Source organism: Ruegeria sp. N7 (assembly GCF_056531345.1).
This window is the reverse complement of record NZ_JBQFLR010000021.1, coordinates 1-26,862: the sequence shown is the minus strand read 5'-3', so window position 1 is coordinate 26,862 and position 26,862 is coordinate 1. Positions and strand designations below refer to the sequence as shown.

27 protein-coding genes, 1 other RNA gene and 1 riboswitch are annotated in these 26,862 nt (G+C 58.7%); of the genes, 14 read left to right on the top strand and 14 right to left on the bottom strand.

Annotation, left to right across the window (positions count from 1 at the left end; translation table 11 throughout):
• Positions 1–131: 131 nt before the first annotated feature.
• A complete protein-coding gene (locus tag ACR0ES_RS17920) occupies positions 132–2,060 on the top strand; it encodes an elongation factor G (protein ID WP_480774316.1) in 1,929 nt (642 codons plus the stop codon).
• Positions 2,061–2,084: 24 nt separating this feature from the next.
• Here ACR0ES_RS17920 and ACR0ES_RS17915 read toward each other — a convergent pair whose 3' ends face one another.
• The 5 genes from ACR0ES_RS17915 to ACR0ES_RS17895 all read right to left on the bottom strand — a co-directional run bounded on the left by ACR0ES_RS17915 (position 2,085) and on the right by ACR0ES_RS17895 (position 8,449).
• Positions 2,085–3,662, bottom strand: a complete 1,578-nt coding sequence (locus ACR0ES_RS17915; RefSeq protein WP_480774315.1) for an ABC transporter ATP-binding protein — start codon at positions 3,660–3,662, stop codon at positions 2,085–2,087.
• The gene (locus tag ACR0ES_RS17910; protein ID WP_480488877.1) at positions 3,659–4,765 is read right to left on the bottom strand and encodes an ABC transporter permease; all 1,107 of its coding nucleotides are present in this window, start codon (positions 4,763–4,765) and stop codon (positions 3,659–3,661) included. The genes ACR0ES_RS17915 and ACR0ES_RS17910 overlap by 4 nt, the downstream gene beginning before the upstream one ends.
• Entirely contained in the window at positions 4,766–5,860 is a 1,095-nt protein-coding gene (locus ACR0ES_RS17905; protein ID WP_209507735.1) for a microcin C ABC transporter permease YejB, read from the bottom strand. It abuts the gene before it with no gap.
• Between the two features lies 1 nt (position 5,861).
• The gene (locus ACR0ES_RS17900; RefSeq protein ID WP_480774314.1) at positions 5,862–7,766 is read right to left on the bottom strand and encodes an extracellular solute-binding protein; all 1,905 of its coding nucleotides are present in this window, start codon (positions 7,764–7,766) and stop codon (positions 5,862–5,864) included.
• Between the two features lie 170 nt (positions 7,767–7,936).
• Positions 7,937–8,449: a c-type cytochrome gene (locus ACR0ES_RS17895; RefSeq protein WP_480538875.1), complete on the bottom strand. Its 513-nt coding sequence runs from the start codon at positions 8,447–8,449 to the stop codon at positions 7,937–7,939.
• Between the two features lie 120 nt (positions 8,450–8,569).
• Here ACR0ES_RS17895 and ACR0ES_RS17890 point away from each other — a divergent pair, with 120 nt between their 5' ends.
• Entirely contained in the window at positions 8,570–9,403 is an 834-nt protein-coding gene (locus ACR0ES_RS17890) for a prephenate dehydratase (RefSeq protein WP_209507731.1), read from the top strand.
• 117 nt (positions 9,404–9,520) lie between these two features.
• Here the strand turns inward: ACR0ES_RS17890 and ACR0ES_RS17885 are convergent, their stop codons facing one another.
• From ACR0ES_RS17885 to nudC, 3 genes are read right to left on the bottom strand one after another with little or no spacing between them, the layout of a single operon-like run.
• The gene (locus ACR0ES_RS17885) at positions 9,521–10,036 is read right to left on the bottom strand and encodes an N-acetyltransferase family protein (protein ID WP_480547351.1); all 516 of its coding nucleotides are present in this window, start codon (positions 10,034–10,036) and stop codon (positions 9,521–9,523) included.
• Positions 10,026–10,493 (bottom strand): SRPBCC family protein, encoded by a 468-nt coding sequence (locus tag ACR0ES_RS17880; protein ID WP_480871444.1) that lies wholly within the window; start codon positions 10,491–10,493, stop codon positions 10,026–10,028. Before ACR0ES_RS17880 ends, ACR0ES_RS17885 begins: the two co-directional genes overlap by 11 nt.
• Positions 10,494–10,531: 38 nt before the next feature.
• Positions 10,532–11,515: an NAD(+) diphosphatase gene (gene nudC, locus ACR0ES_RS17875; protein WP_209598285.1), complete on the bottom strand. Its 984-nt coding sequence runs from the start codon at positions 11,513–11,515 to the stop codon at positions 10,532–10,534.
• 183 nt (positions 11,516–11,698) lie between these two features.
• Here nudC and ACR0ES_RS17870 point away from each other — a divergent pair, with 183 nt between their 5' ends.
• The 3 genes from ACR0ES_RS17870 (at position 11,699) to rsgA (ending at position 14,892) form a co-directional block, all read left to right on the top strand.
• Positions 11,699–13,567, top strand: a complete 1,869-nt coding sequence (locus ACR0ES_RS17870; RefSeq protein ID WP_480871443.1) for a bifunctional 2',3'-cyclic-nucleotide 2'-phosphodiesterase/3'-nucleotidase — start codon at positions 11,699–11,701, stop codon at positions 13,565–13,567.
• A gap of 39 nt (positions 13,568–13,606) precedes the next feature.
• An RNA gene (ffs, locus tag ACR0ES_RS17865) (signal recognition particle sRNA small type) lies at positions 13,607–13,705 on the top strand.
• Positions 13,706–13,863: 158 nt separating this feature from the next.
• On the top strand, positions 13,864–14,892 hold the full coding sequence (gene rsgA, locus ACR0ES_RS17860; protein ID WP_480871442.1) for a ribosome small subunit-dependent GTPase A: 1,029 nt from the start codon (positions 13,864–13,866) through the stop codon (positions 14,890–14,892).
• A 36-nt stretch (positions 14,893–14,928) separates the two neighbouring features.
• Here the strand turns inward: rsgA and ACR0ES_RS17855 are convergent, their stop codons facing one another.
• Positions 14,929–15,786 (bottom strand): alpha/beta hydrolase family protein, encoded by an 858-nt coding sequence (locus ACR0ES_RS17855; protein ID WP_480871441.1) that lies wholly within the window; start codon positions 15,784–15,786, stop codon positions 14,929–14,931.
• A gap of 133 nt (positions 15,787–15,919) precedes the next feature.
• Positions 15,920–16,138, top strand: a riboswitch (cobalamin riboswitch).
• 90 nt (positions 16,139–16,228) lie between these two features.
• Here ACR0ES_RS17855 and ACR0ES_RS17850 point away from each other — a divergent pair.
• The gene (locus tag ACR0ES_RS17850; protein WP_480484675.1) at positions 16,229–16,636 is read left to right on the top strand and encodes a hypothetical protein; all 408 of its coding nucleotides are present in this window, start codon (positions 16,229–16,231) and stop codon (positions 16,634–16,636) included.
• Here the strand turns inward: ACR0ES_RS17850 and ACR0ES_RS17845 are convergent.
• Positions 16,628–17,140, bottom strand: a complete 513-nt coding sequence (locus ACR0ES_RS17845) for a protein-tyrosine phosphatase family protein (protein WP_480488864.1) — start codon at positions 17,138–17,140, stop codon at positions 16,628–16,630. The two genes, ACR0ES_RS17850 and ACR0ES_RS17845, sit on opposite strands and share 9 nt — an antisense overlap.
• Before the next feature lie 172 nt (positions 17,141–17,312).
• Between ACR0ES_RS17845 and ACR0ES_RS17840 the strand changes: the two genes are divergently transcribed.
• The 3 genes from ACR0ES_RS17840 to recR all read left to right on the top strand — a co-directional run bounded on the left by ACR0ES_RS17840 (position 17,313) and on the right by recR (position 20,275).
• Positions 17,313–19,076, top strand: a complete 1,764-nt coding sequence (locus tag ACR0ES_RS17840; protein WP_480871440.1) for a DNA polymerase III subunit gamma/tau — start codon at positions 17,313–17,315, stop codon at positions 19,074–19,076.
• Between the two features lie 190 nt (positions 19,077–19,266).
• Positions 19,267–19,620, top strand: a complete 354-nt coding sequence (locus ACR0ES_RS17835; protein ID WP_209507712.1) for a YbaB/EbfC family nucleoid-associated protein — start codon at positions 19,267–19,269, stop codon at positions 19,618–19,620.
• A gap of 61 nt (positions 19,621–19,681) precedes the next feature.
• The gene (gene recR / locus ACR0ES_RS17830) at positions 19,682–20,275 is read left to right on the top strand and encodes a recombination mediator RecR (protein WP_480538862.1); all 594 of its coding nucleotides are present in this window, start codon (positions 19,682–19,684) and stop codon (positions 20,273–20,275) included.
• 21 nt (positions 20,276–20,296) lie between these two features.
• Here the strand turns inward: recR and ACR0ES_RS17825 are convergent, their stop codons facing one another.
• The gene (locus ACR0ES_RS17825; RefSeq protein ID WP_480833357.1) at positions 20,297–20,965 is read right to left on the bottom strand and encodes a hypothetical protein; all 669 of its coding nucleotides are present in this window, start codon (positions 20,963–20,965) and stop codon (positions 20,297–20,299) included.
• Between the two features lie 195 nt (positions 20,966–21,160).
• On the opposite strand from ACR0ES_RS17825, the gene ACR0ES_RS17820 reads away from it, so the two are divergent.
• Positions 21,161–21,649 carry a hypothetical protein gene (locus ACR0ES_RS17820; protein ID WP_480538867.1) on the top strand — a complete coding sequence of 163 codons (489 nt, stop codon included), beginning with the start codon at positions 21,161–21,163 and terminating at the stop codon, positions 21,647–21,649.
• Here ACR0ES_RS17820 and ACR0ES_RS17815 read toward each other — a convergent pair.
• Positions 21,646–22,275 carry a ribonuclease T2 family protein gene (locus ACR0ES_RS17815; RefSeq protein ID WP_480488860.1) on the bottom strand — a complete coding sequence of 210 codons (630 nt, stop codon included), beginning with the start codon at positions 22,273–22,275 and terminating at the stop codon, positions 21,646–21,648. The genes ACR0ES_RS17820 and ACR0ES_RS17815 overlap by 4 nt on opposite strands.
• 130 nt (positions 22,276–22,405) lie before the next feature.
• Here ACR0ES_RS17815 and ACR0ES_RS17810 point away from each other — a divergent pair, with 130 nt between their 5' ends.
• Positions 22,406–23,167 carry a DUF1013 domain-containing protein gene (locus ACR0ES_RS17810; RefSeq protein ID WP_480871439.1) on the top strand — a complete coding sequence of 254 codons (762 nt, stop codon included), beginning with the start codon at positions 22,406–22,408 and terminating at the stop codon, positions 23,165–23,167.
• 51 nt (positions 23,168–23,218) lie between these two features.
• Positions 23,219–23,608, top strand: a complete 390-nt coding sequence (locus tag ACR0ES_RS17805; protein WP_267363610.1) for a hypothetical protein — start codon at positions 23,219–23,221, stop codon at positions 23,606–23,608.
• Between the two features lie 54 nt (positions 23,609–23,662).
• Here ACR0ES_RS17805 and ACR0ES_RS17800 read toward each other — a convergent pair whose 3' ends face one another.
• A complete protein-coding gene (locus ACR0ES_RS17800; RefSeq protein WP_480871438.1) occupies positions 23,663–24,694 on the bottom strand; it encodes a permease in 1,032 nt (343 codons plus the stop codon).
• Complete coding sequence (locus ACR0ES_RS17795) at positions 24,687–24,995, bottom strand: ArsR/SmtB family transcription factor (RefSeq protein WP_209507696.1); 309 nt, start codon at positions 24,993–24,995, stop codon at positions 24,687–24,689. Before ACR0ES_RS17795 ends, ACR0ES_RS17800 begins: the two co-directional genes overlap by 8 nt.
• A 133-nt stretch (positions 24,996–25,128) precedes the next feature.
• Between ACR0ES_RS17795 and pdxR the strand changes: the two genes are divergently transcribed.
• Both pdxR and ACR0ES_RS17785 read left to right on the top strand, forming a co-directional pair.
• Entirely contained in the window at positions 25,129–26,589 is a 1,461-nt protein-coding gene (gene pdxR, locus ACR0ES_RS17790; RefSeq protein ID WP_480871437.1) for a MocR-like pyridoxine biosynthesis transcription factor PdxR, read from the top strand.
• A 125-nt stretch (positions 26,590–26,714) separates the two neighbouring features.
• On the top strand, positions 26,715–26,862 hold a 148-nt coding region (locus ACR0ES_RS17785; protein WP_480774324.1), incomplete at its 3' end, for a thiamine pyrophosphate-binding protein.

The following is a 26,862-nucleotide window of genomic DNA, read 5'->3' as shown; positions in this document are numbered from 1 at the left end:
CTCAAGCTGTGGGGTGATGTTTCGCCCTGCGGCCTGAGGCGGGCAAATTACAGACAGTCCTAGCTGACGCGACTGCGTCGGATGGCCCTTTTCGTGCAGCCATTCTGCAACCTGAAAGAGGGACAACACTCATGCGCGTATTCACCGTCCTCGGGCCCAGCCAGTCGGGCAAATCTACCCTGGTCGAGGCCATCAGCCGCCTCGACGGGCGCCCGACCACATTCGATGTTTCCGGAACCGTGCACTTGCACGGTTTTTCTTACCTGGACGAGCCCTGGTGCGCGATCGACGTGGATGGGGGTGGCGATTCCCTCGCTTATGTCGGCCCTGCCATGGCAATCTCGGATGCTGCCGTTATCGTGGTACCACCCGATCCAAATGCCGCCGTGCTGTGTGCGCCCTATCTTCGGCTGGTGGAAGAGGCGGGCATTCCCTGTTTTCTTTTCATCAACCGCATGGATAACCCCAATGGCCGCATCCGCGACATCATCGCGGCGCTGCAAACCTATTGCACGCACCACATCGCCCTGCGTCAGGTTCCGATCCGCGAGGGCGACACGATCATCGGCGCGGTCGATCTGATCTCGGAACGGGCGTGGAAGTATCAGGAGGGCCAGCCGTCGGCCCTGATTGAGCTGCCCAAATCTGTCGAGGATCGCGAGCAGGAAGCCCGGACCGAGTTGCTTGAGACGCTTTCCGATTTCGATGATCACCTGCTGGAACAGTTGATCGAAGACAAACAGCCCCCAAGCGATGAGGTTTATGAGCTGGCCGCGCAAGTTCTACAGAATCATCAGTTGATCCCCGCTTGTCTGGGCGCCGCAAGCCACGGCAACGGGCTGACGCGCCTGATGAAAGCGCTGCGTCATGAGGCCCCCGAGTTTGATATTGCTGCCGGACGGGACGAGGCCGCCGAAAGCGCCCGTGCCATTGCTGGCTTTGCGGATGTCAAAAAGCATATCGGAAAGATCATCGTTCTGCGCGGCCTTGGGGACGGGGTAAAAGCGCATGAGGCGTTGGGCGGTGAAACGGTCGGCAACCTGACAACTCTGGACGCCAAGACCCAGATCGCCACGCTGGAGGCTGGGCAGATCGGACTGGCGGTCAAATCCGATCACCTCAACCCCGGATACATTTATGACAGTTCTTCTGCGACGGAACTGCCGGAATGGGCGTCGTCTCATCCGGTTGCGCATCGTCAGGTCGTCTCGCCCGCGCATGAGCGGGACGATGTGCGCCTGTCAAACGCCCTGAGCCGTCTGGCCGAAATCGATCCGGGCCTGCACCTGCAACAGGATGAGATGAGCGGTCATTCGATTCTGGGCTCGCAGGGTCCGCAGCACATGCGCCGCGTGACCGCCAAACTGGCCGAGGATTTCGGGATCGAGATCGAGGCGGAACAGGTGGAAACCGCCTATCGTGAAACCATCCGCGCAACGGTTGAGCATCGCCATCGCCATCGCAAACAGTCCGGCGGTGCGGGGCAATTTGCAGATGTGGTGATTTCGGTCGCGCCTTTGCCGCGCGGATCGGGGTTCCAGTTCGATGAAGTGGTCAAGGGCGGTGCCGTTCCCAAGAACTACATCCCGTCGGTGGAACACGGGGCCAAGGACGCATTGGAACAAGGCCCCGAGGGCTTTCCCGTGGTTGATGTCAAAGTGACCCTGAGCGATGGCAAACACCACAATGTGGACAGTTCGGATTATGCCTTCCGGACCGCAGGCAAGAACGCCGTGCGCGAGGCATTGCCGCAAGCCAAACCTGTGGTCCTGCAACCGATCCTGAGCGCCGAGATACACTTACCCTCGGCCTTTGTGGGCGATCTCGTACCAACGATCAGCACCCTTCAGGGGCAGGTTCTGGGATTTGAGGGCAACCCGAATGCGACGGGCTGGGAGATATTCAACGCCCAGTTGCCCGCCGTTGCCGAGGACGAACTGCACCGCACCCTTGCCAGTGCCACGCGCGGGACCGGGTGGGTCAAGCTGAGCTTTGATCACTACGAGGAACTGCGCGGGCCTGTGCCCCAGTCATCTGCACGGGAAAAAGCCAGCGCCTGACGCGCGACACCGGGCGGGCTGTTCTCAGCCCGCCGCTGCGATCAATTCGCGGGTATAGTCGGTCTGGGCATTTTCGAACAAATCCTCGGCCGCGCCCATTTCGACCACATCGCCGTTGCGCATGACGACCACGTTGTGCGACATGGCCCGGACCACTTTCAGGTCATGGCTGATGAACAGATAGGCCAGCCCGTATTTCTGTTGCAGATTGCGCAGCAGATCGACGATCTGAACCTGAACGGTCATATCCAGCGCGCTGGTCGGCTCGTCCAAGACCAGCAGTTTGGGCCGCAGAACCATCGCGCGGGCAATGGCGATGCGCTGACGCTGACCGCCGGAAAACTCGTGCGGGTATCGATCCATCGTCGCCGGATCAAGCCCCACTTCGGTCATCACCTCGGCCACAAGTTCACGCGGTGCGCGGTCCGGGTCGACGTTGTGAATGGCCAGACCTTCTGCAATGATCTGCTGGCAGGTCATTCGTGGGCTGAGGCTGCCAAACGGGTCCTGAAACACAATCTGCATGTCCTTGCGCAACCGCCGCAGTTCCCGCGTGGACCATTTGCGCACGTCCTGATCGCGAAAGGTGATGCCACCCTCGGACGCGATCAGCCGCATCATGGCCAGTGCCAGTGTGGTCTTGCCCGACCCGCTTTCACCAACAATCCCCAACGTCTCACCCGCGCGCACACTGAGGGTCGCGTCGTTCACTGCTTTCACATATCCAACCGTACGCTTCAGAAACCCGCGCTGGATCGGGAACCAGACCTTAAGGTGGTCGGTGCGTGCGACCTCTTCCGCATCTGTGGCAACGGGTTCAGGCTGACCCGACGGTTCTGCCGCCAGTAGTTTGCGGGTATAGGGGTGCTGCGGGTTTTCGAATATCTCGGCCGTCACGCCGGTCTCGACAATCTCGCCGTCTTTCATCACACAGACCCGGTCGGCGATGCGGCGCACGATGCCCAGATCATGAGTGATAAACAGCATCCCCATGTTTTCCGATTTCTGCAATTCAGCCAGCAGCTCGAGGATCTGCGCCTGAATGGTCACATCCAGTGCCGTTGTCGGCTCATCCGCGATCAGGATGTCCGGTTTGTTGGCAAGGGCCATGGCGATCATCACCCGCTGCCGCTGACCGCCTGACAACTGATGCGGATAGCTGTCCAGCCGGTCTTGAGGATCGCGGATACCGACCTTGGTCAGCAATTCGACAATCCTGTCCCGTGCCACATCGCCAGCCACACCCTGATGCAGGGCCAGCGATTCAGCCATCTGTTTCTGGATCGTGTGCAAAGGGTTCAGCGACGTCATCGGCTCTTGAAAGATAAAGCTGATGTCGTTGCCCCGCACATCCATCAGACGCTGTTCCGAGGCGCCAATCATCTCTTGCCCGTCATAGGTGACCGAGCCTTCGACCAAGGCGCTGTCGCCCAGCAGGGAAACGGTCGATAACGCCGTCACGGATTTTCCTGATCCGGATTCACCCACCAGCGCGACGGTTTCACCGCGGTCCACGGTGAAGGACACGCCTTTGACCGCCGCGTTGATCTGCCCATCCTGACGGAACGAGACCTTGAGGTTTTTCACATCCAGCAAGCTCATGAGAAGGTCTTTCTGGGATCAAACGCATCGCGCACGCCTTCGAATATGAAGACCAGCAGCGACAGCATGATGGCAAAGGTGAAGAAGGCGGTGAAGGCCAGCCATGGGGCCTGCAGGTTCTGCTTGGCCTGCAAGGTCAGCTCTCCCAGCGAGGGGGCCGAGGATGGCAGGCCAAAGCCCAGATAATCCAGCGAAGCCAGCCCGCCGATGGTTCCGGTGACGATGAACGGCATGAAGGTCAGCGTGGCCACCATCGCATTGGGCAGCATATGGCGGAACATGATCGTCATGTTGCCCACGCCCAGCGCCCGCGCGGCGCGCACATATTCAAGGTTCCGCGCCCGCAAGAACTCGGCGCGCACCACGCCAACCAGCCCGGTCCAGCTGAACAGGATCATCAGCGCGACCAGCAACCAGAAACTTCGCCCCAGCACCGCAAACATGATGATGATGACATAAAGCGACGGGGTTGCGGACCAGATCTCGATGATCCGCTGAAAGATCAGGTCCAGCCACCCACCAAAGAACCCTTGTATGGCGCCCGCGAAAATCCCGATAAGGCTTGCCGCGCCCGTCACAAGCAGCGTGAACAGGATCGAAAGGCGAAAGCCGTAAATCACGCGGGCCAGCACGTCGCGCTTGGTATCATCGGTACCCAGCAGGTTCTGGCCGTTGGGCGGCAGGGGCGCCGCGCCGGGCCGATCCACCGAGGTATTGAAGGAATAGGGGATCAACGGCCAGAGCGACCAGCCGCGTTCAAAACCCTCGGCCTGGAATGTACCGGCGTCGATCTGTTCGATGATGCCTTCGGGATCGTCGAAACAGTCTTCCAATCCACCGCTGTCGATAAGGCACTGAACCTCGGGGTCGCGATAGATCGCTTCGGTCTGGAAATCACCGCCAAATTCGGTTTCGGCATAGAAGTTGAAAACCGGCGTAAAGTACTCTCCCCGATACTTTACAAGGATGGGTTTGTCGTTGGCGATGAACTCGGCAAACAACGACAGGCCGAACAATACCGCGAAGATGATCAGCGACCAGAAGGCCCGTCTGTTGCGGCGGAAATTGCTCCAGCGGCGCTGGTTTAGCGGGGAAAAAGCCATTTACCCCTCCCGCTTTTCAAAATCGATGCGCGGGTCGACCAGCACATACATCAGGTCGCTGATGATGCCAACGACCAGCCCCATCAGACCGAAGATGAACAGCGTGCCGAAGATCACCGGGTAATCGCGGGCCACGGCGGCCTCGAACCCCAATCGGCCCAAACCATCCAGCGAGAAGATCGTCTCGATGATGATCGACCCGCCAAAAAACACCCCGATGAACACGGCCGGGAACCCTGCAATCACGATCAGCATCGCGTTGCGGAAGACATGACCATAGAGAACCTTGCGCTCGCTCAGCCCTTTGGCACGGGCGGTCATGACATACTGTTTCTTGATCTCATCCAGAAACGAGTTCTTGGTCAGCAGGGTCAGCGTCGCAAAGGCAGATATCGTCAGCGCAATCGTCGGCAGTGCTATGTGCCAGAAATAATCCGTGATCTTGCCAAAGAAACTCAGGCTATCCCAATTGTCCGACGTCAGGCCGCGCAGCGGGAAGATTTGCCAGTATGACCCGCCAGCAAAAAGCACCAGCAGCAGGATCGCAAACAGAAAGCCCGGAATAGCATAGGCCACAATAATCGCCCCGCTTGTCCAGGTATCGAATTGCGATCCATCCTTGACCGCCTTTCGAATACCCAGCGGGATCGAGACCAGATAGGCAATCAGGGTCGACCACAGCCCCAGCGAGATCGAGACCGGCATCTTTTCTAGCACCAGGTCGATCACACTGATCGAGCGGAAATAACTCTCGCCGAAATCAAACGTCAGATAGTTGCCCATCATGATCAGGAACCGTTCAAGCGGGGGCTTGTCGAAGCCGAATTCTTTTTCCAGCTCAGCAATAAACTCGGGCGGAAGGCCGCGTGCGCCGACATATTTGTCGTCGAAGACACCGCCCGCCGGTTCGGAACCCGCTCCGGCGTCGCCCCCACCGGCGAACCCGGCGAACACGTCACCCTGACCTTCGATTTGCGCGATGATCTGTTCGACCGGCCCGCCAGGTACGAACTGGACCAGCGTGAAGTTGACGATCATGATACCCAGAAGGGTCGGAATGATCAGCAATAAGCGTCTTAGTATATAGGCGCCCATGTTATCGCAGCGCGCCTTTCGCTTTCAACGCAGCCTGTTTTTCCGGATTGATCCACCACAGATCAAGATAACCCAGCGAATAGGGCGGCAGGTTTTCCGGGTATTCGTACATATCGTAATATGCTGTCCAGTATTCTGCGATGTATCCCACGGGGATTACGAAAAACTCGTACCGCAAGGCGCGATCCAAAGCCATCAACGCCGTGTCCTGATCGGCCTGATTGTCAGTCTCAAAGGACGCTTCGATGATTGCGTCGACCAAGGGACTGGCCAGACCTGCCGGATTGAACAGGCTAAAGGCCGCTTCTTCCGATCCGTACATCTGGCTCAGACCGCCCCCGGTAGACAAGAACGATCCGTAGCGCGTGGAATAGACCATGTCATAATCCCGCTCGCGGCTGCGCAACGTGTATTGCGCCGGATCCACTTTCTCGGTCGAGGCATCCACCCCGATGGATTGCAGGTTCTGGACATAGGTTTCGATCATCGTTGCAGTCGAGGTCGGCAGGTTTGAAGGATATGGAATATTCACCTTCAAAGTCTGCCCTTCGGCATTGCGACGAATATTGCCTTCGCCGACGGACCAGCCTGCCTCATCCAGCATGTTGGCAGCTTTGCGCAGGTTTTTTCGGTCATTCAGGCGTGCAGGGTTTGATTCGTGCGCCACAACAGCGGGTTCCGTCAGGACATCTTCGGGAACAACGTCGCCAAGCGCCTGCAGGAACGCCAGCTCCGCCCCTTCGGGCAGGCCTTGCGCCTCGATCGGGGTTCCTTGCGTGAAAGAATCCCGCGGCGTGTTCAGGCCGAACAACAATGACTCGTTCGTCCATTCGAAATTGAAGGCCAGGGCCAGGGCCTTGCGAACATTCTTGTCGGCAAATTGCGGCTTTCCAAGGTTGAAGACAAAGCCCGAAGGTGTCGGCGGGCTGCCATCCGCGATCTCATCCCGAATAACTGTGCCTTCATCCAACTTTGGGAAATCATACCCGGTCGCCCAAAGCTTGGGATCACTTTCGATCCGGAATGTGTATTCACCCGCCTTGAAACCCTCGAAAGCCGCCGTTTGATCGGCGAAATACTCAACCCGGATTGTATCAAAGTTGTTGCGCCCGACATTGAAAGGCAGGTCCTTGCCCCAATAATCGTCCCGGCGTTTGTAAACGATGCGGCGATTGATGTCGTAGCTGTCGAGCTTGTAGGGGCCAGAGCCCACCGCCACTTCCAGCCGCGGTTCATCCAATCGCCGTGTCTCATCCGCCTCGAACCATGCTTTTGAGAAAACAGGAGTTGAGCCGACGGTTTCGATCAGGCTGCGGCGCGTGACTTCGGGATTGAAGGTAAATTTTACGGTATGGTCATCCAACGCCTCGGCTCCTGTCACCATACGGCCAACGGCCTGCGCATAAGACGGCAGGCCCTGTTCGATGAACAAACGGTGGCTGTAGACAACATCTTCCGCCGTGACCGGCGTGCCATCCCAAAAAGTTGCTTCGGGGCGCAAATGGAAAATGACGTAATTGCGCCCTTCGTCATATTCCAGACTTTCCGCAACTACACCGTAATACTGCCCGACACTGTCTTCGGCACTTTCAAACAGGCGATCATATTGCAATGTGGTCAGCGCACCGGCGCGCCCCTTTCGCGAATAGGGGTTGAGGGAATCGAACGTTCCAGAGGCTGCCAGCGAAAGCTCGCCACCCTTGGGGGCGTCGGGATTCACATAATTCAGATGCGAATAATCCGCCGGGTAATCCAGATTTCCGAAATACGAATACCCGTGACTGCGGGTGACGCCTTCATCCAGCGCCTGTGCTGCATGCGGAGCAATCAGAGCGGCGCAGAGCCCCAAAATGCCAACCCATGGCCTTACCTCAAGATCACGTGCAGCAGGCATCAGGGATATCATATTGCTCATCCTCTCGGTCATTGTCACCGTCAATGTCGTAACCGCTAGCTAAAGTGCCAGCACGTGCAGATTCAAGTTTAGAATGCGTGAGCACTTTGTGAAGGTTTCTTCAGACAAAAAAGCCGCTGCGTTGCGGCAGCGGCTTTGAATGGTTCTGATCGGTCAGGCAATCAGTTGCCGATTGTCTGCAGATAGGCAATCACGTCGGCGCGATCCTGCGGCTTTTTCAGGCCGGCAAAGCTCATCGATGTGCCCGAGATATAGCCGCCGGGCTTGGTCAGGAAGGCATCCAGCGCTTCGGGTGTCCAGTTGCCGCCATGCGCCTGCATACCGGCCGAGTAACCGGTGAAGCCGTTGGCCGAGGCGACGGGGCGATTAACCACACCGTACAGGTAAGGGCCGGTGCCGTTTGCGCCGTCTTCCAGCTTGTGGCACGCGGTGCATTTGCGGAACACTTTTGCGCCGCTCTCGACGTCTGCGGCGGCCAGCAGGTCCTCAAAGACCACTTCTTCACCGTCGGCGCTTTCGCCTGAGCTTTCGGTTTCGATAATGTAGGCGGCCTCAGCCGAGCCATGGCCACCGGAAGAATAGAGGACATCCGCCCCCCACTTGGCCAGAAGCAGCACCAGGAATGTGCCGAACAGGCCTGCGGCGGCCTTGGTTACTGTCATCGTGTCGAACATTGATCGCGAGTCCATTTCAGCTGTCTGGGCAGCTGTCTAAGGCTTCCCCTTGCGAGAGGCAAGGTATAGACACCGCGACGAAACGACCAAATCGCGAACTTGTTGCATGGAATCGACCAAATGACCAATCGCATTGCTTTTCAGGGGGAACCCGGCGCCTACAGTCACGAGGCCTGCCGCAACGCTCGGCCAGATATGGAAGCCCTGCCCTGCCGCACTTTCGAGGATGTGATCGAATCGGTCCGCTCAGGCGATGCGGATCTGGCAATGCTTCCGGTCGAGAACACGACCTATGGGCGGGTGGCCGATATTCACCGGCTGTTACCCCACAGCGGGCTGCATATCATCGATGAGGCCTTTGTCCGGGTTCATATCAACCTTCTTGCCGTGCCGGGTGCAAAACTGGAAGACATAACCGAGGCGCATTCGCATCTGGTGCTGCTGCCGCAATGTGCGGGTTTCCTTAAGGAACACGGCATCCGCGGCCGCGTCAGCCCCGATAACGCCCGCGCCGCCCGCGAAGTGGCCGAGGAAGGCAATCCGCATTCAGCCGCGCTGGCCAGTGAGCTGGCCGGTGAGATCTATAACCTGAACGTTCTGGCCCGCCATATCGAGGATAATGACGACAATACGACCCGCTTTCTTGTCATGTCGCGCGAAACGGATTTGTCCCGCCGGGGCGATCATGGGATGATCACCAGCTTTGTGTTTCAGGTCCGCAACATCCCTGCTGCGCTTTACAAAGCGATGGGCGGGTTTGCCACCAATGGGATCAACATGACCAAGCTGGAAAGCTATATGGTCGACGGCTCCTTTACCGCGACGCAGTTTTACGCGGATATCGTCGGGCATCCCGAAGACCGCAACGTGCAGCTGGCCATGGACGAGCTTGAGCATTTCACGACCAATGTCGAGGTTCTGGGCGTCTATCCGGCAGCACATCCGCGTGGATAATCACGGTTCACGACGGCATTCCTTTGGGCTTGTTTGGATGTTGCCCGTTTTTCGAAGCTGTTTGCAATGCCGGTGGCTCCCAATGTCCCGCGCCGCTGCGCCTGGAATCGTCGCTCTCTAGCGGTTAATCCGGTAGACCTTTGACACAGACCCATCTTGCGTGCGGTAGGTCCGGAAACCCATGGCTTCGTAGTAGGCCAGACCTTCGGTATTGCCTGCGCCAATTGTTGCATCGATAGCAGGGAGACTATGCGCGCGGGCCGCGTCCAGAGTGTGCGCGAAAAGTGCGCGCCCGATCCCAAGCCGGGCGGCTGATGGTCGGATATGGGTTCCAATCACGCCCCACCCGACTGACACGTCGTAGGGGTGGTTTTCGACCGCATATTTCAGGGATTGGAACCCAAGCACGTGACCATTCGGGTCCGTGGCGATTGTACACCGTATTTGATCCGGGTGGCGAACATAGTGCCTTAGGGCAAAATCGACATCGTGGGCTTTGCGCCGCTTGCCAACCAAGACCAGATCGTGAAGAACGCCAGCGACCCCTTCGGCATCGCTTTCGGATGCGGGTTTGAAACTCAGGTGGTCCGGGCCCATCGCACCTGCCGTGCGATCATGTGTCTTACCCGCCATGCAGGTGCCTTTGCTCCAACTCGCGTGCGAATTCGCTGAGACGCACCTGGAACTGTTTGCGAAATCTGGATTGTCCCAGTTTCATGGATTGCAACAGCAACCGTGCCGGCAGGGACCTGGCGGCGAGTGACATTTCAACGCTCAGGCGCGTCCGGCGCGGGGACAGGGCCAGAAAATCCACGGTCGTGAACCCGGTAATGCCCTTGCTGGCAGCGTCAAATCGCATTTGCGCAGGCCTGTCGAAATCCGTCATCACCACCGACATCTGACGCGGCTTTCCGCGCAGTTTGAACTCCGTATTCCATTCGGTTCCGGCAGTCACCGCTGTGCCACCGCCCAAACGGCGCACATCAATGCCACGGCGCATTGCCATACGCTCGAATCGTTCGAAATCCGACACCATGTCGAATACCGATTGGATGGGGGCCTCGATATCTTCTCGCGCTGAAAACTGCATAATGACCTTTGCTGTTTTATTGCTGAGCCAATGTTTCCTCAGTCCAGAGTATCTGCAAGCCAGTTCTGAAGCAGAAAATGAGCGATAGCCCCCTTGCGAGCCGGCAACAACCGGGGATGATCACCGGCAAAGGCCTGCATCATTTCGGATTTGCTGACCCACATCGCCTCTTCTATTTCGACCGGGTCGATCACGATGTCGCGTGACAACGCCTCACCCGCACATCCAAACATCAATGAGGCCGGAAATGGCCAGGGCTGACTGGACAGGTACGAAACCGCACCCACCGGCACGCCCGCCTCTTCCATCACTTCGCGGCGCACTGCTGCCTCAAGTGTTTCGCCGGGCTCAACAAATCCCGCCAACAAGGAAAACATCCCATCAGGCCAACCCGGAGACCGGCCCATCAGCACGCTGTCTCCATGCGTGATCAACATGATCACAACCGGATCGGTGCGCGGAAAGTGCTGCCCGCCACAGGACGGGCAACTGCGCTGCCATCCCCCCTGCGACACCTCGCTGGCGGCACCGCATCGGGCGCAATAGCGATGTGTTTCATGCCACCCGATTATTGCCTTAGACGTGGCCGCCAGTTCCGCGTCGCGTGCCGACAGCCGTGTCATGATCCGGCGCAGCTCGGCAAACACGTGGCCTTGCGGTAACTCCGGGTGCTGTTGTTCGGACTTGTCCACGAACGCGCCCAGACCTGTTAGATCCAGCCCCTCGGCTGTCCATGCGGAAATATCAACGGCAAACACGGGGGAACTGTCAGCGCTCAGACCCAAAAACACCGGGGATTCAATGACGCCGCCGGGACCATTGCTAATCAGCGGGTGCGTCATCGGGATCATCGCAAGCTGGTCCAGCCCCTCACCCTGTACCAGCAGCTTTCCGCGCCATAGCAAGACACACTGCGCGGCAGGGTTGTGCATCGCCTCGGCCAGCTTGTTCGCATCTCCGCGATACTGCGCCGCCCGATCAAGGCCCGACCCCCCGAAGGTTACCTGCTCTGCGTTTTTCATTGGATTTCCTTTTGGTCTTGCGCACAGGGCTGCCACGTCTCGGCCTGTGTTGCAATGGCTATTCAGGGGCAGAAAATCCGCCAGCCTGCCGCCGAAAAGCCGCATGGTGGCCTCGGAAAAATCATCTAGAGTGAATTTTGATGGATTTAATCAATACCCACATTCAATAGCAGAATACTCAAAGTGAAGATCCCCTTCTCGACGCAGGTACAGCCCATTGGTGACAGTGGGAAAATTCGCATTCTGGCCACAACCGACCTGCATATGAACCTGACCGGTTTTGACTATTACACTGACACGCCAGACCAGACGATTGGATTGACACGCACCGCCAGCCTGATCCGCGCAGCCCGGCAAGAGGCCAAGGACGCGCTGGTGCTGATGTTTGACAACGGGGATTCGTTGCAGGGAACCCCAATGGGCGATTGGGCAGCAAAAAGTGGCACTGCCCATCCGATGATGAAGGCGTTCAAAGCCTTGGATTATGACGCGATCGGGCTGGGCAACCATGATTTCGGGTTCGGGCTGGCGACATTGGACAACATCCTGACGCAAGCCCCCTGCCCGGTTATTTGCAGCAACCTGTATCGCACGCGCGGACCTCAGCCCTGGCAGCGGCATATCGTTCTGAACCGCACTGTGTCTTTGAACGGTAAAGACATTCCTGTTCGCATCGGCATCTTCTCGGTTCTTCCGCCGCAAACGGCCTGTTGGGAGGCGCATAATCTGGATGACGATATCGTCGTCGAGGATATCCTGGTTGCGGCAAAGTCCCTGACGCAGACATTGCGCGACGAGGGGTGTGATATCATCGTGGCGCTTGCTCATTCCGGCCTTGGGGGCACCGCACCGGTGGCGGGGATGGAAAACGCCGTGATACCCTTGGCCGCGATCAAAGGCATCGATGCCATTGTAGCCGGGCACACTCACCTGACACTTCCAGGAGAGGGCCATGCCAATACCCCGATGGTCGATCACCTGACGGGGCTGGTACATGGAACGCCCGTTGTCATGCCGGGATCAGCGGGCTCTTACCTGGGGGTTATCGATTTGGCCGTGACCGCCGGGCCGGACGGCAAAGTGCAAATCCGGGATAGCCGCGTCGAACTGCGTCCGGTTATCAGCAACGGCACAGCCGTCGGGGAAGACAGTGAAATTGCGGTCCTGTGTGAGGTGGCGCATCGTATGACCCGTCAATCCGTTGCCGCACCGGTGGCACATATCCCGGATACATTGCACAGCTATTTCAGTTGCTGTGCGCCGGATCGCGGGCTGACCCTTGTAGCTGCGGCGCAAGCAGCCGCACTGCGCCCGCTTTTGCAGGGAACCGACCTGGCGGATCTGCCGATTTTGTCGGTTGTTTCGCCTGCCAAATCCGGCGGGCCCGCAGGACCCCGCCATTACACCGAGGTACCCGCCGGAGAAATATGTTTGCGTCATGTCACGGATTTGCATGTGTTTCCAAACGAGCTGCGTGCAATCCGGATCAGCGGTGCGCACCTGCTGGACTGGTTGGAGATGTCAGCCAGCGTATTCAACCAGTTAATGCCCGGTTCCGAACCGGAACTGATCAACGCTGAACGGGCCGGGTACAATTTCGACATCGTCTTTGGACTGTCTTATCAGATCGACCCCACACAGCCGCCGCGATACGATGCGCAGGGGAAAATGATCCATCCCGACCACAGGCGGATCAGTGATCTGACATATGCAGGCCATCCCGTTCGACCGGAGCAGATATTCGTTATGGCGCTGAACAATTACCGCGCCAGCGGAGGCGGGCATTTTCCGCATGCGACAACGACAGAGCTGATCAGCCTGCCACCGTTGAGCATCAAGGACCTTGTGCGGGATTACCTGTCACAGCACCTTCCGCCCGATCCGATCGCCAAGCAGCCCTACCCGTTCTCGCTGATGCCGCAGCGGGGCGTGGCGACAATTCTTCGAACAGGTCCGGGCGCCCTGAAATATCTGGATGAGTTACGCAGGTTCGATCCCGTGCTGCTGGGCTCGGATGGCAGGGGATTTGAACGCATTCGCCTGACGCTCTGACGGGTTGTCTTTTCCCGATGCCTTCCCTATATCCGGACTCGAGAGGTTGGCGCGGGCGAGCGCCTCGCCAACCTGGTCAGGTCCGGAAGGAAGCAGCCACAACGAGCCCCGCTTGGGTCGATGTCCAACCTCTCACTTCGTGAACCACAGCCGCAGGAGGGCTTTATGATTGTAGTGAAAACCCTTCGGGCAGACTGGTTCTGATTCACCGGAATCACCGGACTGCCTGAACACACGACCTGCGGATGCGCGATTGCCATCCGTTGGCATTGCTGTTTCTGAAAACAGGCAGATAAATGTCTTATACGCTTTCGGACCTGGGATGGTCCTCTCACTTTGCCGCGCAACACGCGGCTTTTCCTTCTGACACGCCCTTTCGTATCGCATCGGTACATCGGGACCGTCTGATCGGGCTGAGCCCGGATGGTGAATTCCCTTTGCTGACACCGGATAATCCGACCGGTTCATATGCCGTCGGAGATTGGGTCCTTGCAGACGCCGAAAACCGCGTGCGCCACCTTCTGGACCGGCGCAGCCTGCTGCAACGCAGAGCTGCCGGTACAGGCGCCGCAACCCAACTGATTGCGGCCAATGTCGATGTTTTGTTCATCGTCAGCTCGTGCAATGCGGACTTCAACCTGCCCCGACTGGAACGTTATCTGGTTCTTGCGCACCAGGCCGGATGTTATCCGGTTGTTGTCCTGACGAAAGCTGACCAGTCGGATGATCCCGGAAGTTTCTCGGGACAAGTGGAATCTCTGGACCCGTTTTTGACGGTTTTGACGATCAACGCTCGGGATCCGACAGATGTCGAAAAGGTTCTGGCATGGTGTCCCAAAGGCCAGACCGGCGCGCTGGTCGGGTCGTCGGGCGTGGGTAAAACGACGCTCAGCAACACCATGACAGATCAAAACCTCGCCACGTCTGGAATTCGCGAAGACGACGCACGGGGCAGGCACACGACAACCGTGCGTGCGTTGCACCCGATGAGAAACGGTGGATGGTTGATCGACACGCCCGGAATGCGCGCATTGCGCCTGCTGGACGCTCAGGACGGGATCGACGACGTATTCTCGGACATCACAGAGCTTGGCCAAAGCTGTCGCTTTTCGGATTGTCAGCACGAGACCGAGCCCGGCTGTGCCGTGCAGAACGCAATCGACGAAGGCGTGCTTGATCCGGCGCGGCTGGACCGTTGGCGCAAGCTGCGGCGTGAAGATCAGCGAAACTCGGAAACCGTTGCGCAATCGCGGGCGCGGGACAAGGCTTTTGGCAAGATGGTGCGCGGTGTCATGCAGGACAAGAAACTTCGCAAACGGCCATAGCTGCAAGGTGTTATGGAAAACCTGCGTCGCGTCTGATCAGGCGATCAGGCGCGGCCAGACCGCTGCATTGCGCCGGGCAAATGCTCCGATATGGCCTATTTCCGGCAGTCCGAATTCAGCAGGCTTCAGAAGGTGGCGTCTGGCCTCGGGGCCATACAAATCAGCAAGGCGCCAAACCGCCTCGGGCGGAGCCATCTGGTCATCTTCGAACGTGAACAGATCCACTGGTGTTCCAGAACTGCCCCAATGCGCATCAGGCAAATTCTGCCCGATCTCGGGAACGTAGCTAAGAGGGGCTGTACACCATTTGCGCCATTGCCAGTAGACCGAGGCGGGCAGGTCCGAACCAAACCCGATTGCTTTGCCGGGTAGATAGCCAAGTGCCCGCACCATCAGCGGTGCATGGCCATACCAGAACAGCCCTGCCAACCCCCGATAGGGCCATGGGTGATCTTTCAAAGTCACCAGTCCCGAACACACACCGATCATTCGGTCGATCTGGTCGATATCCGGCTGCACCGGCCCCAGCATCGCACCGACGGAATGGCCGATGGTCCACTGCTGCGCCTTTGGAAACCGCCTGCGCATTTCGGCCCGTGCCGCTGGCATGTCGATCAACGCCCAATCCGCCATTGTTGCAGTTGCGTCTTTCAGGCGGCCAACCAAAGAAAGCCCGTAGTCCCGATAGTCATAGGTCAGGCAAGCTATCCCCCGGTCGGCAGCCAGCCATCGCGCGAAGTGTTGATAATAGTCACGCGGCACACCCGTGGCACTGTTCAGCACGATAACCGTGTCCGGCTCACCCACTGGCCGGTACAGCCGCGCCGACAAGGTCACAGACCCGGACGGAAAGCGGAAATCTTCGATCAACACTGTCTGTTCCGTATCCAACATGATCCCCGGCTTTCGCTGAAAAAATCGGTTTGCCTGCCTTCGATGCCGACGACACTAAGCCGGAAGGTAAACCGCATCCAGCATGACCAAACGTCCGGCCTAAAGATCGGCTTGACTCGGAACGCGATCAGGCGCTAGCGGTTGTGTGATGGTTTCCGGCCCCCACAAGAGGTCGGGATGAAAAGGGAACACGGTGCGGTTTGTCTGGTCACACAGATATCAACCAAGTCCGCGACTGCCCCCGCAACTGTAAGCGGTAAGTAATGCCGAAATACCACTGGCCCACGGGCTGGGAAGGTCGGCAGAGCAATGACCCGCAAGTCAGGAGACCTGCCATCGGAACTGAAACCGAAACTCGGGCGGGGTGTCCGGGCAGGTCCTGACAGCGAGATGCTGTCCCACCTGCCCCAATATCCAGCCCACCACGCGCGGAGGGCGCAGGATGATCTGGAAGACAAAGTCACACGAATACAGCGCAACTGTGTGCCAGCGGACGGGCAATACCTGCCCGGCTTTGGCGCGACTGGCCCGCTCGATTTCCGAAGCCATGGCGCAGGCGGTTTCGGCCACCAGCGAAGATTTCGAATTTGAAGGCAACAGCGCGCTGTCACATTGCGCGGAAGGGTGCATGGCAACGATCCGAGCGCGATCCGACAGCGTTCGCGTTTTCTGCGGGGCGCACCCTGATACGGCAATTCGGGACCTTGATGCCTATGCCGATTTGATCTTCGGACCTACATTCAGCACGCTGCCCTCGGGCATTGTCGCGAACCCGCCTTGCGCCATGATCGAGGTTTCAACGATCCGGCCCCGGAAAACCGGCTACGCACCCCAGCAGCTGTCAGCTTGATCCCACTTCCACCTGTGCCGGGGTGATCCGGGACGCCCAGGCCAGCTGCGCATCGGTTTCGACAGCGCAGGGGCGCACGGCCCGCAGGCGGTCCAGTGCGTCGCTGGCGCGTTCACCGCATTCAACCATCAGTCGCAGAACAATCATCCCGGATCTGCCGCACCCCCCACGGCAATGCACAAGAACCCGGCCACCGCCCGACAGCGCATGTCGGGCCGTGGCGCTGACCTCTGGCCAGGCCTTCTGAACCGCCTGCGTCGGTGCTCCAAAATCTTCGATCGGCAGGTGAACCCACCGGCTGGCACGGCTTTGGATGTCGCTGCCAAAGTGCTGCGCGCCATCCTGAAGCATTTCAACATCCGTCGTCATTGAAATCACAAGGCCCGGTTTCCAAGCCGCAATCATATCCAGATCGCCGACGTAATCCCCGCCACGCCCGGGCATTGAAGTAAGGGCAAGCGTTCCGCCTCCGACCTGCAGAGCAAAAATGACCAGCTGCGACATGAAGTGCGTCCTCCCCCAAGGTACTCTTTAAGAAATGAGTCATTAAATCCGCTGGACCAGTTTAGTTGGAAACCAGCCCGTTTCTGAAACAAAAAATCATCGCGCCCCACAGTGGACGCGGACTGCCGCCGCCACTACGCTGTGCCGAAGCACCGAATCCGAGCGAGAAGACATGACAGACACGCCCAGCCCCGCCTATCAGGTTCTCGCCCGCAAATACCGCCCGGAAACCTTTGCCGACCTGGTGGGTCAAGATGCTATGGTGCGCACCCTAAAAAACGCCTTCGAGGCCGACCGGATTGCGCAGGCCTTTATCATGACCGGCATTCGCGGAACGGGAAAAACCACCACGGCGCGGATCATCGCCAAAGGCATGAACTGCATCGGGCCGGATGGAACCGGAGGGCCGACAACCGAGCCTTGCGGTCAGTGCGAGCATTGCGTCGCAATCATGGAAGGTCGCCATGTCGATGTGATGGAAATGGATGCGGCCAGCCGTACCGGCGTCAACGATATCCGCGAGATCATCGACAGTGTCCGCTATCGCGCCGCCAGTGCACGCTACAAGATCTACATCATCGACGAGGTTCACATGCTCTCGACCAGCGCATTCAACGCGCTGCTCAAGACGCTCGAGGAACCGCCCGCACATGTGAAATTCATCTTCGCGACCACCGAGATTCGCAAAGTGCCGGTCACGGTTCTGTCGCGGTGTCAGCGCTTTGACCTGCGCCGGATCGAGCCCGAAGACATGATCAGCCTGCTGCGCAAGATCGCCGGGGCGGAGAGCGCGCAGATCGCCGACGATGCGCTGGCGTTGATCACCCGCGCCGCAGAAGGATCGGCCCGCGACGCGACCTCACTGCTGGATCAGGCAATCTCGCACGGAGCCGGTGAGACGACGGCGGATCAGGTCCGTGCGATGCTGGGTCTGGCCGATCGTGGACGGGTTCTGGACCTGATGGACATGATCCTGCGTGGTGACGCGGCAGGGGCGCTCGCTGAACTGAGTGGTCAATATGCGGAAGGTGCAGATCCTCTGGCCGTGCTGCGCGATCTGGCCGAAATCACGCATTGGGTGTCTGTCGTAAAGATCACACCTGACGCGGCCGAAGACCCGACAGTTTCCCCCGACGAACGCACACGGGGCCAGCACATGGCCGAGGCCTTGCCGATGCGGGTTCTGACCCGGATGTGGCAAATGCTGCTGAAGGCGCTGGAGGAAGTCTCTGCCGCGCCCAACGCGATGATGGCCGCCGAAATGGCTGTTATCCGACTGACGCATGTCGCCGATTTGCCCAGCCCCGAAGAGCTGATCAAACGGCTGCAAGACGCCCCACCTTCGCCACCCGGCGGGCCGGGCGGGGGCATGTCACCGTCCCGGCAGGCCCCGGTGGCAACGCAATCCAACGCGACCCCGCCGCCTGCCTATACATCGCCCCCGCGCGGCGCGGGTGGTGCACCGGTTGCCGCGCTGGCGCAGGATGCACAGACGGCCCTGGCCCGCTATCCAACCTTCGGGCATGTGGTGGAACTGATCCGCACAAACCGCGATGTGAAACTGCTTGTCGAGGTGGAAAGCGGCGTGCGCCTTGTGTCGTACCAGCCTGGCCGGATCGAATTCACCCAGACACCTCAGGCACCGTCGGATCTGGCGTCGCGATTGGGCTCTGCCCTGCAACGCTGGACCGGCAATCGGTGGGCCGTCTCCATTGTCTCGGACGGGGATGCCGCGACCATCGCGGAAGTGCGGGACCGGGCCGAACTGGCCCTGAAAGCCGAGGCCGAAGAACACCCGCTGGTTCAGGCCGTGCTGACGCAATTCCCCAAGGCAAAGATCATTCGGATCGAAACACCTGAACAGCGCGCCGCCAAGGTTGAGACCGAGGCCCTTCCCGAAGTCGAAGAGGAATGGGACCCGTTCGAAGAGGACTAGCCCCTGAGCCCGCGGGTCCAAGTTTCAAGAAACCGGCATACTCACCCCCTTTCACGATGCACCTGAAGGAGGGAATGCGGGCACATAAATGATCGGTCGGCGCCGCTCTGATCTGGACAGGCGGGAGACCTCTTGTGCCACCTGCCTGCGGTCCGTATTTAGAACCAAACAGAAACACAGGAGACGACTGATGCTGAAAGGACTCGGCGGGCTTGGCGGACTGGGCGACATGGCCAAGATGATGAAATCCGCACAAGACCTGCAAACCAAGATGACCGAAATGCAGGAAGAGCTGAACAACATGATGGTTGTCGGCGAATCCGGTGCAGGGCTGGTCAAGGCAACGGCCACAGCCAAGGGTGAACTCAAGGGGCTGGACATCGACCCGTCGATCTTCAACGGCGACGACAAGGAAGTGGTCGAAGACCTGATCCTGGCCGCCATCAAGGACGCTCAGGCCAAAGCCGCCGAACGTTCACAGGAAGAGATGGGCAAGCTGACCGAAAGCATGGGCTTGCCCAAAGACATCAAGCTACCGTTCTGAGCTTCATCTTTTCCCAAATACTCCCGCCGGAGGCTCCCTCCGGCGCAAAGCAGGACAGGCCATGGGCACGAACAGCGAAATCGACAATCTGATCGACCTGATGGCCAAACTGCCGGGGTTGGGCCCGCGCTCGGCCCGCCGCGCGGTGCTGCACCTGATCCGCAAACGCGCTCTGCTGCTGACACCCCTGTCAGACGCCATGCAGCAAGTGGCCGTCACCGCCCGCGAATGCCTGAATTGCGGCAATGTGGGCACCACGGATATCTGTGACATATGCAATAGCGAGGCCCGAGCGACCGGCGAACTCTGCGTGGTCGAGGACGTCGCCGACCTTTGGGCGATGGAACGGTCAGGGGTCTTCAAAGGCCGCTATCACGTGCTGGGTGGCACACTGTCTGCACTGGACGGTATCGGCCCGGACGAGCTGCGCATTCCTCGCCTCAGGGATCGGGTCCTGGCCGAAGGGATCACCGAAGTGATCCTTGCCCTGAACGCCACCGTCGACGGCCAGACCACCGCCCATTACATCGCCGATCAGCTGGAAGGCCAGGTGCGCCTGACCTCACTGGCGCAAGGCGTGCCCATCGGCGGAGAGTTGGATTATCTGGATGACGGAACGATCACGGCGGCGCTCAGGGCGCGAAAGGAATTGTAGCCGGTTGTAGACACTAGCACATCAATAAAGCCCGTCAGTTTCGTCAATCAGCACCGGCGGCCCCCAATAGTCCGCTTCAAACCGGACGCGCGCTCCACTGTAGTTTTCGAAATGAATCGTTAGACCGAGAGCATCACTCCTAAATAGTCCTTTCAGGTACCCGGTGAAGCTTTCGATGCTTCCGACCCATCCTTCCTCCTTTGTCAGCCTGAACTCGACCCACTTTTTCAGTTCTGTGCTGCGCTCGGCGTCCAGCTTGTATTCAGGCTGGCTCGTAGTTTCGCACTGAAAAACCCCATATTCGGAATATGGGCTGGCGGCATCTATGGGAGGCCAGTCGAAGATGTGAATCCGCGCCAAGAAATCGCCTAAGACTACATAGATCCCATGTTTGTCGCCAACTTTGTCTTCTGTCATGCCGCCATTCCACGCGCTCTCATCTTTGGTCAGAAAATACCCGAGACAAACGTCCGCGCCCCAAACCAACAGGTCTGAGCTTTCAAAAGGTTGCCACTCATGATCCAAGATTGGTGGATCAAAAAGTGATGGGCCTTTCTTACACCCATGCGTTTCGCAGTAGGATTCGGCGTCAAATTGGAACTTGCCGCTGACTTCAGCGAACCCCGCCCTGTCCAGAATGACCGAAGAGGTTAAGAAACAAGCTACAAATAGACTTTTGAATGCTGACATCCAGTATTGTCTCGTCAAAGTATCGAGAGGCATTGATCGGAACAAATGGCTTTGGATTTCATTTTAGCAAATGTAAATCTGAGCGGGTAGGATCAAAAGAAAATTAGTAATTTCTAAGGCAGATGACCCCTTTGTTTGGTCCAGCACGTCAAATAGGGTTGCGGCAAACAAGTTACTCAATACTGGAGACCAATTGTGACCCGACTTCTCGCCTTCACCCTCGCCGCCTTCACCGCAACCGCTGGCCTGTCGCAGGACCTTGTGGACAAGGGCTTTGTTGAAGGCTGGAACATCATGATGGACCCCGCGCTTGGGAACGGGTGTCTGATCCAGACGGTGTATCAGGATCTCTCGGTAGTGCGGCTGGGCTATGACGCATTGGATAATCGCGGGTATTTCGCCGTTTACAACAAGGCCTGGGGCGACATTAAGCAAGGTGAGAGCTATCCCATCCGGTTCGAACTGGACGGCAAGAGCTTTGATGCCACCGCTATCGGGTTCAATGAACGCAAAGTGCCCGGTGCGACGGTGTTTTTTACCGACCGGAATTTCGTCACCGCGATTGCCCAGAACAAGACGATGACGGTTTACAATCCCGCAGGCGAGGTGGTGATGGCGATTGATCTGAAAGGCACCGCCAAGGCGCTGGACTATGCGCGGGACTGCCAGAACAAGAAGCTCTAGCGAATCGGATCGAACAGCGCGTCCTTGGCGGTGCAGTCGCGAATTACATCGCGGCCGCATGGCACCGGATCAAGGTCGCGCGACAGGCATAGGCGGACCTCTTCGATATAGCCCTGTTTGCAGGTGACCGTGATCATATCGCGCTCCAGTTCCGGATTGGCTTTCAAAAACGCATCCTCGACCACCGAAGCCGGCAGTTTGACGGATGCGTCCAGCTTGCGGAAGACCTGCGGGCGTTCGACAGCGTCATAGGCACGCCGGGACAGGGCGAAATAGTCGGGCGCAGAAAGCCCCGAACAGGTGCCGTGTTTCTTCCACTGATGCCATGCAAGGCCCGCACTACCCTGAATATCTTCCATTTCCCGCGTCATGCGGCGTGTTGGCGGCGCCTCGGGCGAGCGGCAGAAGGATGGCCAGCCCTGATGAAATTGCGGCCAGAGCCCGTGCAGGATCCATCCGTGGTCGTGCCGGTCGTCACATTGGTCTGACCCGCGCGCGTCCCCTTCACGGGCGCACCAGTTGGGCGACCAGCTAAGCGACAGGACGTAATAGTCGAACTCACCTGCTTTTTCACCTTCGGCCAGCGCTGTCATCGCGCTGAAGACCCACAATACGACCCAGCGCATTCGCCTCTTCCCTTCTTGCTGCGTGGCGACTATATACGGGCCAAGTTCCCCGACAACGGAAACCTGCCCCAAGACCAAGGGGCCGCCGAATTCCGGCGACGGGAAAGATGTATGTATAGGAGACGGGCTGATGGCAAAACCGCTTATGGCCAAGGCAACCGCCGTATGGCTGGTGGACAACACCACGATCAGCTTCAAGCAGATCGCGGATTTCGTAGGGATGCACGAACTGGAAGTGCAGGGCATCGCCGATGGCGATGTGGCCGCAGGCGTAAAGGGCTTTGACCCGATCGCAAACAACCAGCTGACTCAGGATGAGATCGACGCCGCGCAGAAAAACCCGCTGCACAAGCTGAAGCTCAAGTTCAATCCGGCGGCATCCGGCGAAGAAAAGCGCCGTGGCCCGCGGTATACCCCGCTGTCCAAGCGTCAGGACCGTCCGAACTCGATCCTGTGGCTGGTCAAGTTCCACCCCGAACTCAGCGACGGCCAGATCGCCAAGCTGGTTGGCACCACCAAGCCGACCATCCAGTCGATCCGCGAGCGCACGCACTGGAACATCTCAAACATGCAGCCGATCGACCCGGTTGCTTTGGGCCTGTGCAAACAGTCCGAACTGGATGCGATCGTGCAGAAGGCCGCTGCCAAGAAAGCAGCCGAAGGCGGCGTGATGAGCGATGACGAGCGTCGCAAGCTGGTTTCGACCGAGCAATCGCTGGAAATGGACGCTGCGCCGAAAATCCCGACCGCGATCGAAGGTCTGGAAACCTTCTCGCTGTCCGATGATCGGTCGAACGAAAAAGACGACGAGCCTATCATCGACGCCGACAGTTTCTTCAACCTGCCCAAAGGCGGGGCGGATGATGAAGACGAGGATGATCCTCGTCTGTAACAGACAATCAGCCCCAGTCGGAACGGCTGGGGCTTTTTTGACGGACTTGTCATGCTGAGCATTCTTTCTGCGATTTTCGGCCCGCACCGCGCCGTAACGATCTACGCCTTTCTCAGGACATGGGGGCTGGGTCTGGCGGGTGGTGTTGTCATGATCGCCATCGTCACCACCTTGTTTCTGCTGGGGGACGAAGGCGAACACGAACACGAGGCTTTCCTGATCGTACCGGTTCTGTCCGCAACCCCGGTGAACGGGGACCTGAAGAACGGCGTCGTAGCCTCGGTTCGCTTGCCCGATGGATCGGCCACGTCGATTACGTCGACTGAGTCGCAGATTTCACAAACCGTTGGAACGACGGCCTGCGTGGAAAAACGCATTTACGTCAAAAGCGGCGAAGCCCGGTATCGGTTCAAACTGCCCCGTCTCTGCGAATCCGGTTGATCGAGATATCCAACGAAAAAGCCGCCCGATGCTGACACCGGGCGGCTTTTTCGTTCATACCACCTGAAAGATGATGCCTGCGATTATTGCGCCCCCCACACCAAGGCTCAGGTAAGTCGCAAACACGCGCGGTTTGACCAATGACCAGACTGCGGCCATTGCCGGTATGGAACTGACGGCACCCGCAACCATGAACGACATCGCAGCCCCCGCGGTCATGCCCTGATCGATCAGACCCGCCAGCAGCGGTGGCGCGACGTAAGAGTTCAGATAGGCCGGCATCCCCACCAGCGCGGCGACAATGATCGGCAGCACGCCTTCTCCGCCAACGACGCCAGCGATCAGGTCCGCAGGTACATAGTTGACCAACAAAGCTTCGAGCACATAGGCCAGCGCCAGCCACTTCAGCAGGAACAGCCCGTTGTGCACGAATTCCGAACGGAACCGAACGCGACGCTCGGGCTCTTGCCAGAACTTCCAGACCGGCGTGTCATCCGCTTTCGGACCACATCCACAACACCCGGCAGGCTTGTATTCGCGCAAAGGCTGCGCAAACGCCCCCTGCCGCATCAGCAACCGAACCGCGAACCCGCCGAACAGGCCAAGCGCAACGGCTGCAACCGCTTTACCGATGGCAAAGGGCCACCCCAGCGCGGCTGCCGTAATCAAAAGCGTCGGTGGGTCGATCAATGGCGAGCTGAGCCAGAACGCCATCACGGCCGACAGCGGCGCTCCGAGTGCAAGCAAGCCCGCAATAAAGGGAATGACTTCGCAAGAACAAAACGGTGCGAGGCCGCCGAACAGGGCGGCCAGAAAGATCATCCGGGTTTCGCGCCCTTCAAAAGCGCGCGCCACCATCACCTCGGCCCCGGTTGCCTTGAGATATGACAACAGAAGCACAGCAAACAGGATGTATTGTCCTGTATGCGCCAAGGCCCTGACTGCAAAACTCGCAACCTCACGCAGGTTGCCGGGGTCGAGAACGGCCACCGCCACAAGAATGGCGACAATCAATGCCCAGGGTGTCTTGATCATCTCAAGTGCACCTTTGGCGGTCAGCCGGGGCGATTGCGTCAATTCAGCCATCGTTGGCCGCCTTTCCAACCGCGTCAGCGCAGCATTCGCTAAGAATGAACTGCGCCAGCGTCTTCAATTCGTCATAACAGGCCCGGTTGATCGTGGTGCGACCGATCTTTTCCTGCTCGACCACACCTCCGGCTGCAAGAAACCGCAGGTGGTGCGCCAAAGTCGACGGGGCAATCCCCGTCCGGTTCTGGATTTCGCCAACGGTCAGACCGGCCTCACCAGCCCGCACTAGCGTCTTGAGGACTTTCAGCCGGGCTTCCGAACCCATGGCGGAAAATCCGGCAGCAGCAGTTTCCCACATGAGTTGCCTCCATTAAACTAGATTTCTAGTTTTGTAGTTTCACAAAGGACCCTGGTCAACCCACCTTGGGAAAATTTTCCATGACACTGTAAGTCCAGATTGCCCCTGCCTTAAGTCCAACCTATAAGCAGGCATGGGGATATCGGTCGAAACATTCTTTCTTGAGCTCAACGGTCAGGGCACGTTGCAGGCCCAGATCCAGCAGATGATTGCCGAGGGCATTCTGTCCGGTCGCTTTCACGTGGGGGAAAAACTGCCATCCTCGCGAAAGCTGGCCGCACATCTGGGTGTCAGCCGCATCACGGTGACGCTTGCCTATACCGAGTTGCTGGCAAATGATTATCTGACGGCAAAGGGAAGGTCAGGATATTACGTCTCGCAAAACGCACCGGTTCCGCCCAAATACTCGCCCGTGCAGCGCGGCACGGAATCTGTCGACTGGGACAGGGCACTGGCACGCCGCTTTCTGGACAGCGACGTCCTGCCGAAACCCAGCAACTGGCGCGAATACCGCTATCCGTTCATCTACGGTCAGGCCGACCGGACCTTGTTTGACCACGCCAACTGGAGATTATGCGCGGTTCGCGCCTTGGGGCACAAAGACTTCGATTCGCTGACAGGGGATTACGTGGATCAGGATGATCCGTTGCTGATCGAATTCATCGCGCGCCACACACTGCCGCGCCGTGGTATCGTTGCCCGCCCCGAAGAGATCTTGATCACCCTGGGCGCGCAGAACGCGCTTTGGCTGGCCTCACGCATTTTGCTGACCCACAATCGCACGGCCGTAATCGAAGATCCCTGCTACTACGCGCTGCGAAGTCTTTTGAACCACTGGGATTGCGCTGTGACGCCCCTGAGCGTCGATCGCGACGGCTTGCCACCCGAAGCGATCCCCGACGAAGCGGATGTCATCTTTACCACCCCCAGCCATCAAAGCCCGACAACCGCGACGATGCCGATCGACCGCCGCAACAAGCTGCTGGATCGGGCACGCGATCTGGATGCAATGGTTGTCGAGGACGACTATGAATTCGAGATGGCCTTTCGCAGCGCACCTTCGCCCGCGCTCAAGTCCATGGATCGGGATGGGCGCGTGATTTACGTCGGCAGTTTTTCCAAGTCGCTGTTTCCGGGATTGCGGCTTGGATACATGGTCGGGTCCGAACCTTTCATCCGCGAAGCACGTGCGCTTCGCTCGTTGGTCCTGCGCCACCCGCCGGGTCATATTCAACGCACGGCAGCGTATTTTCTGTCATTGGGTCATTACGACGCGCAGATCCGACGTATGTCGAAAGCCCTGCAAGAGCGGCGCGATGCGATGGACAAAGCCATCGAGGATAGCGGGCTGACAGTGGCCGGGCGGGGTGTCATGGGCGGCTCATCAATGTGGATGTCGGCCCCCGAGCACGTCAACACAACGCAGCTTGCGCTAAAGCTGCAGAACCAGGGTGTTCATATCGAACCGGGTGCTCCGTTTTTCTCGGGGCCCGACAGGCCGCAGAATTTCTACCGCCTCGGGTACTCTTCAATTTCGACCAACCGCATAGGCCCCGGCGTCGAACTGATCGCGGATGCCATCCGGTCTGCCTGAGATCGCACTGGACATATTCCGCAGACGCGTCTGGCCCTAACGCAGGTCGCACCCTTACGCCAAAACCATATCAACCCCCGGGTCCCGGTGCCCGGTTTTCTCACTCTTGCTTGGAGAACACCCCTATGAAGATGACGACGGAAGAGGCCTTTGTTAAGGTTTTGCAGATGCATGGTATTGAGCATGCGTTTGGGATCATTGGCTCTGCGATGATGCCGATTTCGGATCTGTTTCCGAAGGCTGGGATCATGTTCTGGGACTGTGCGCATGAGG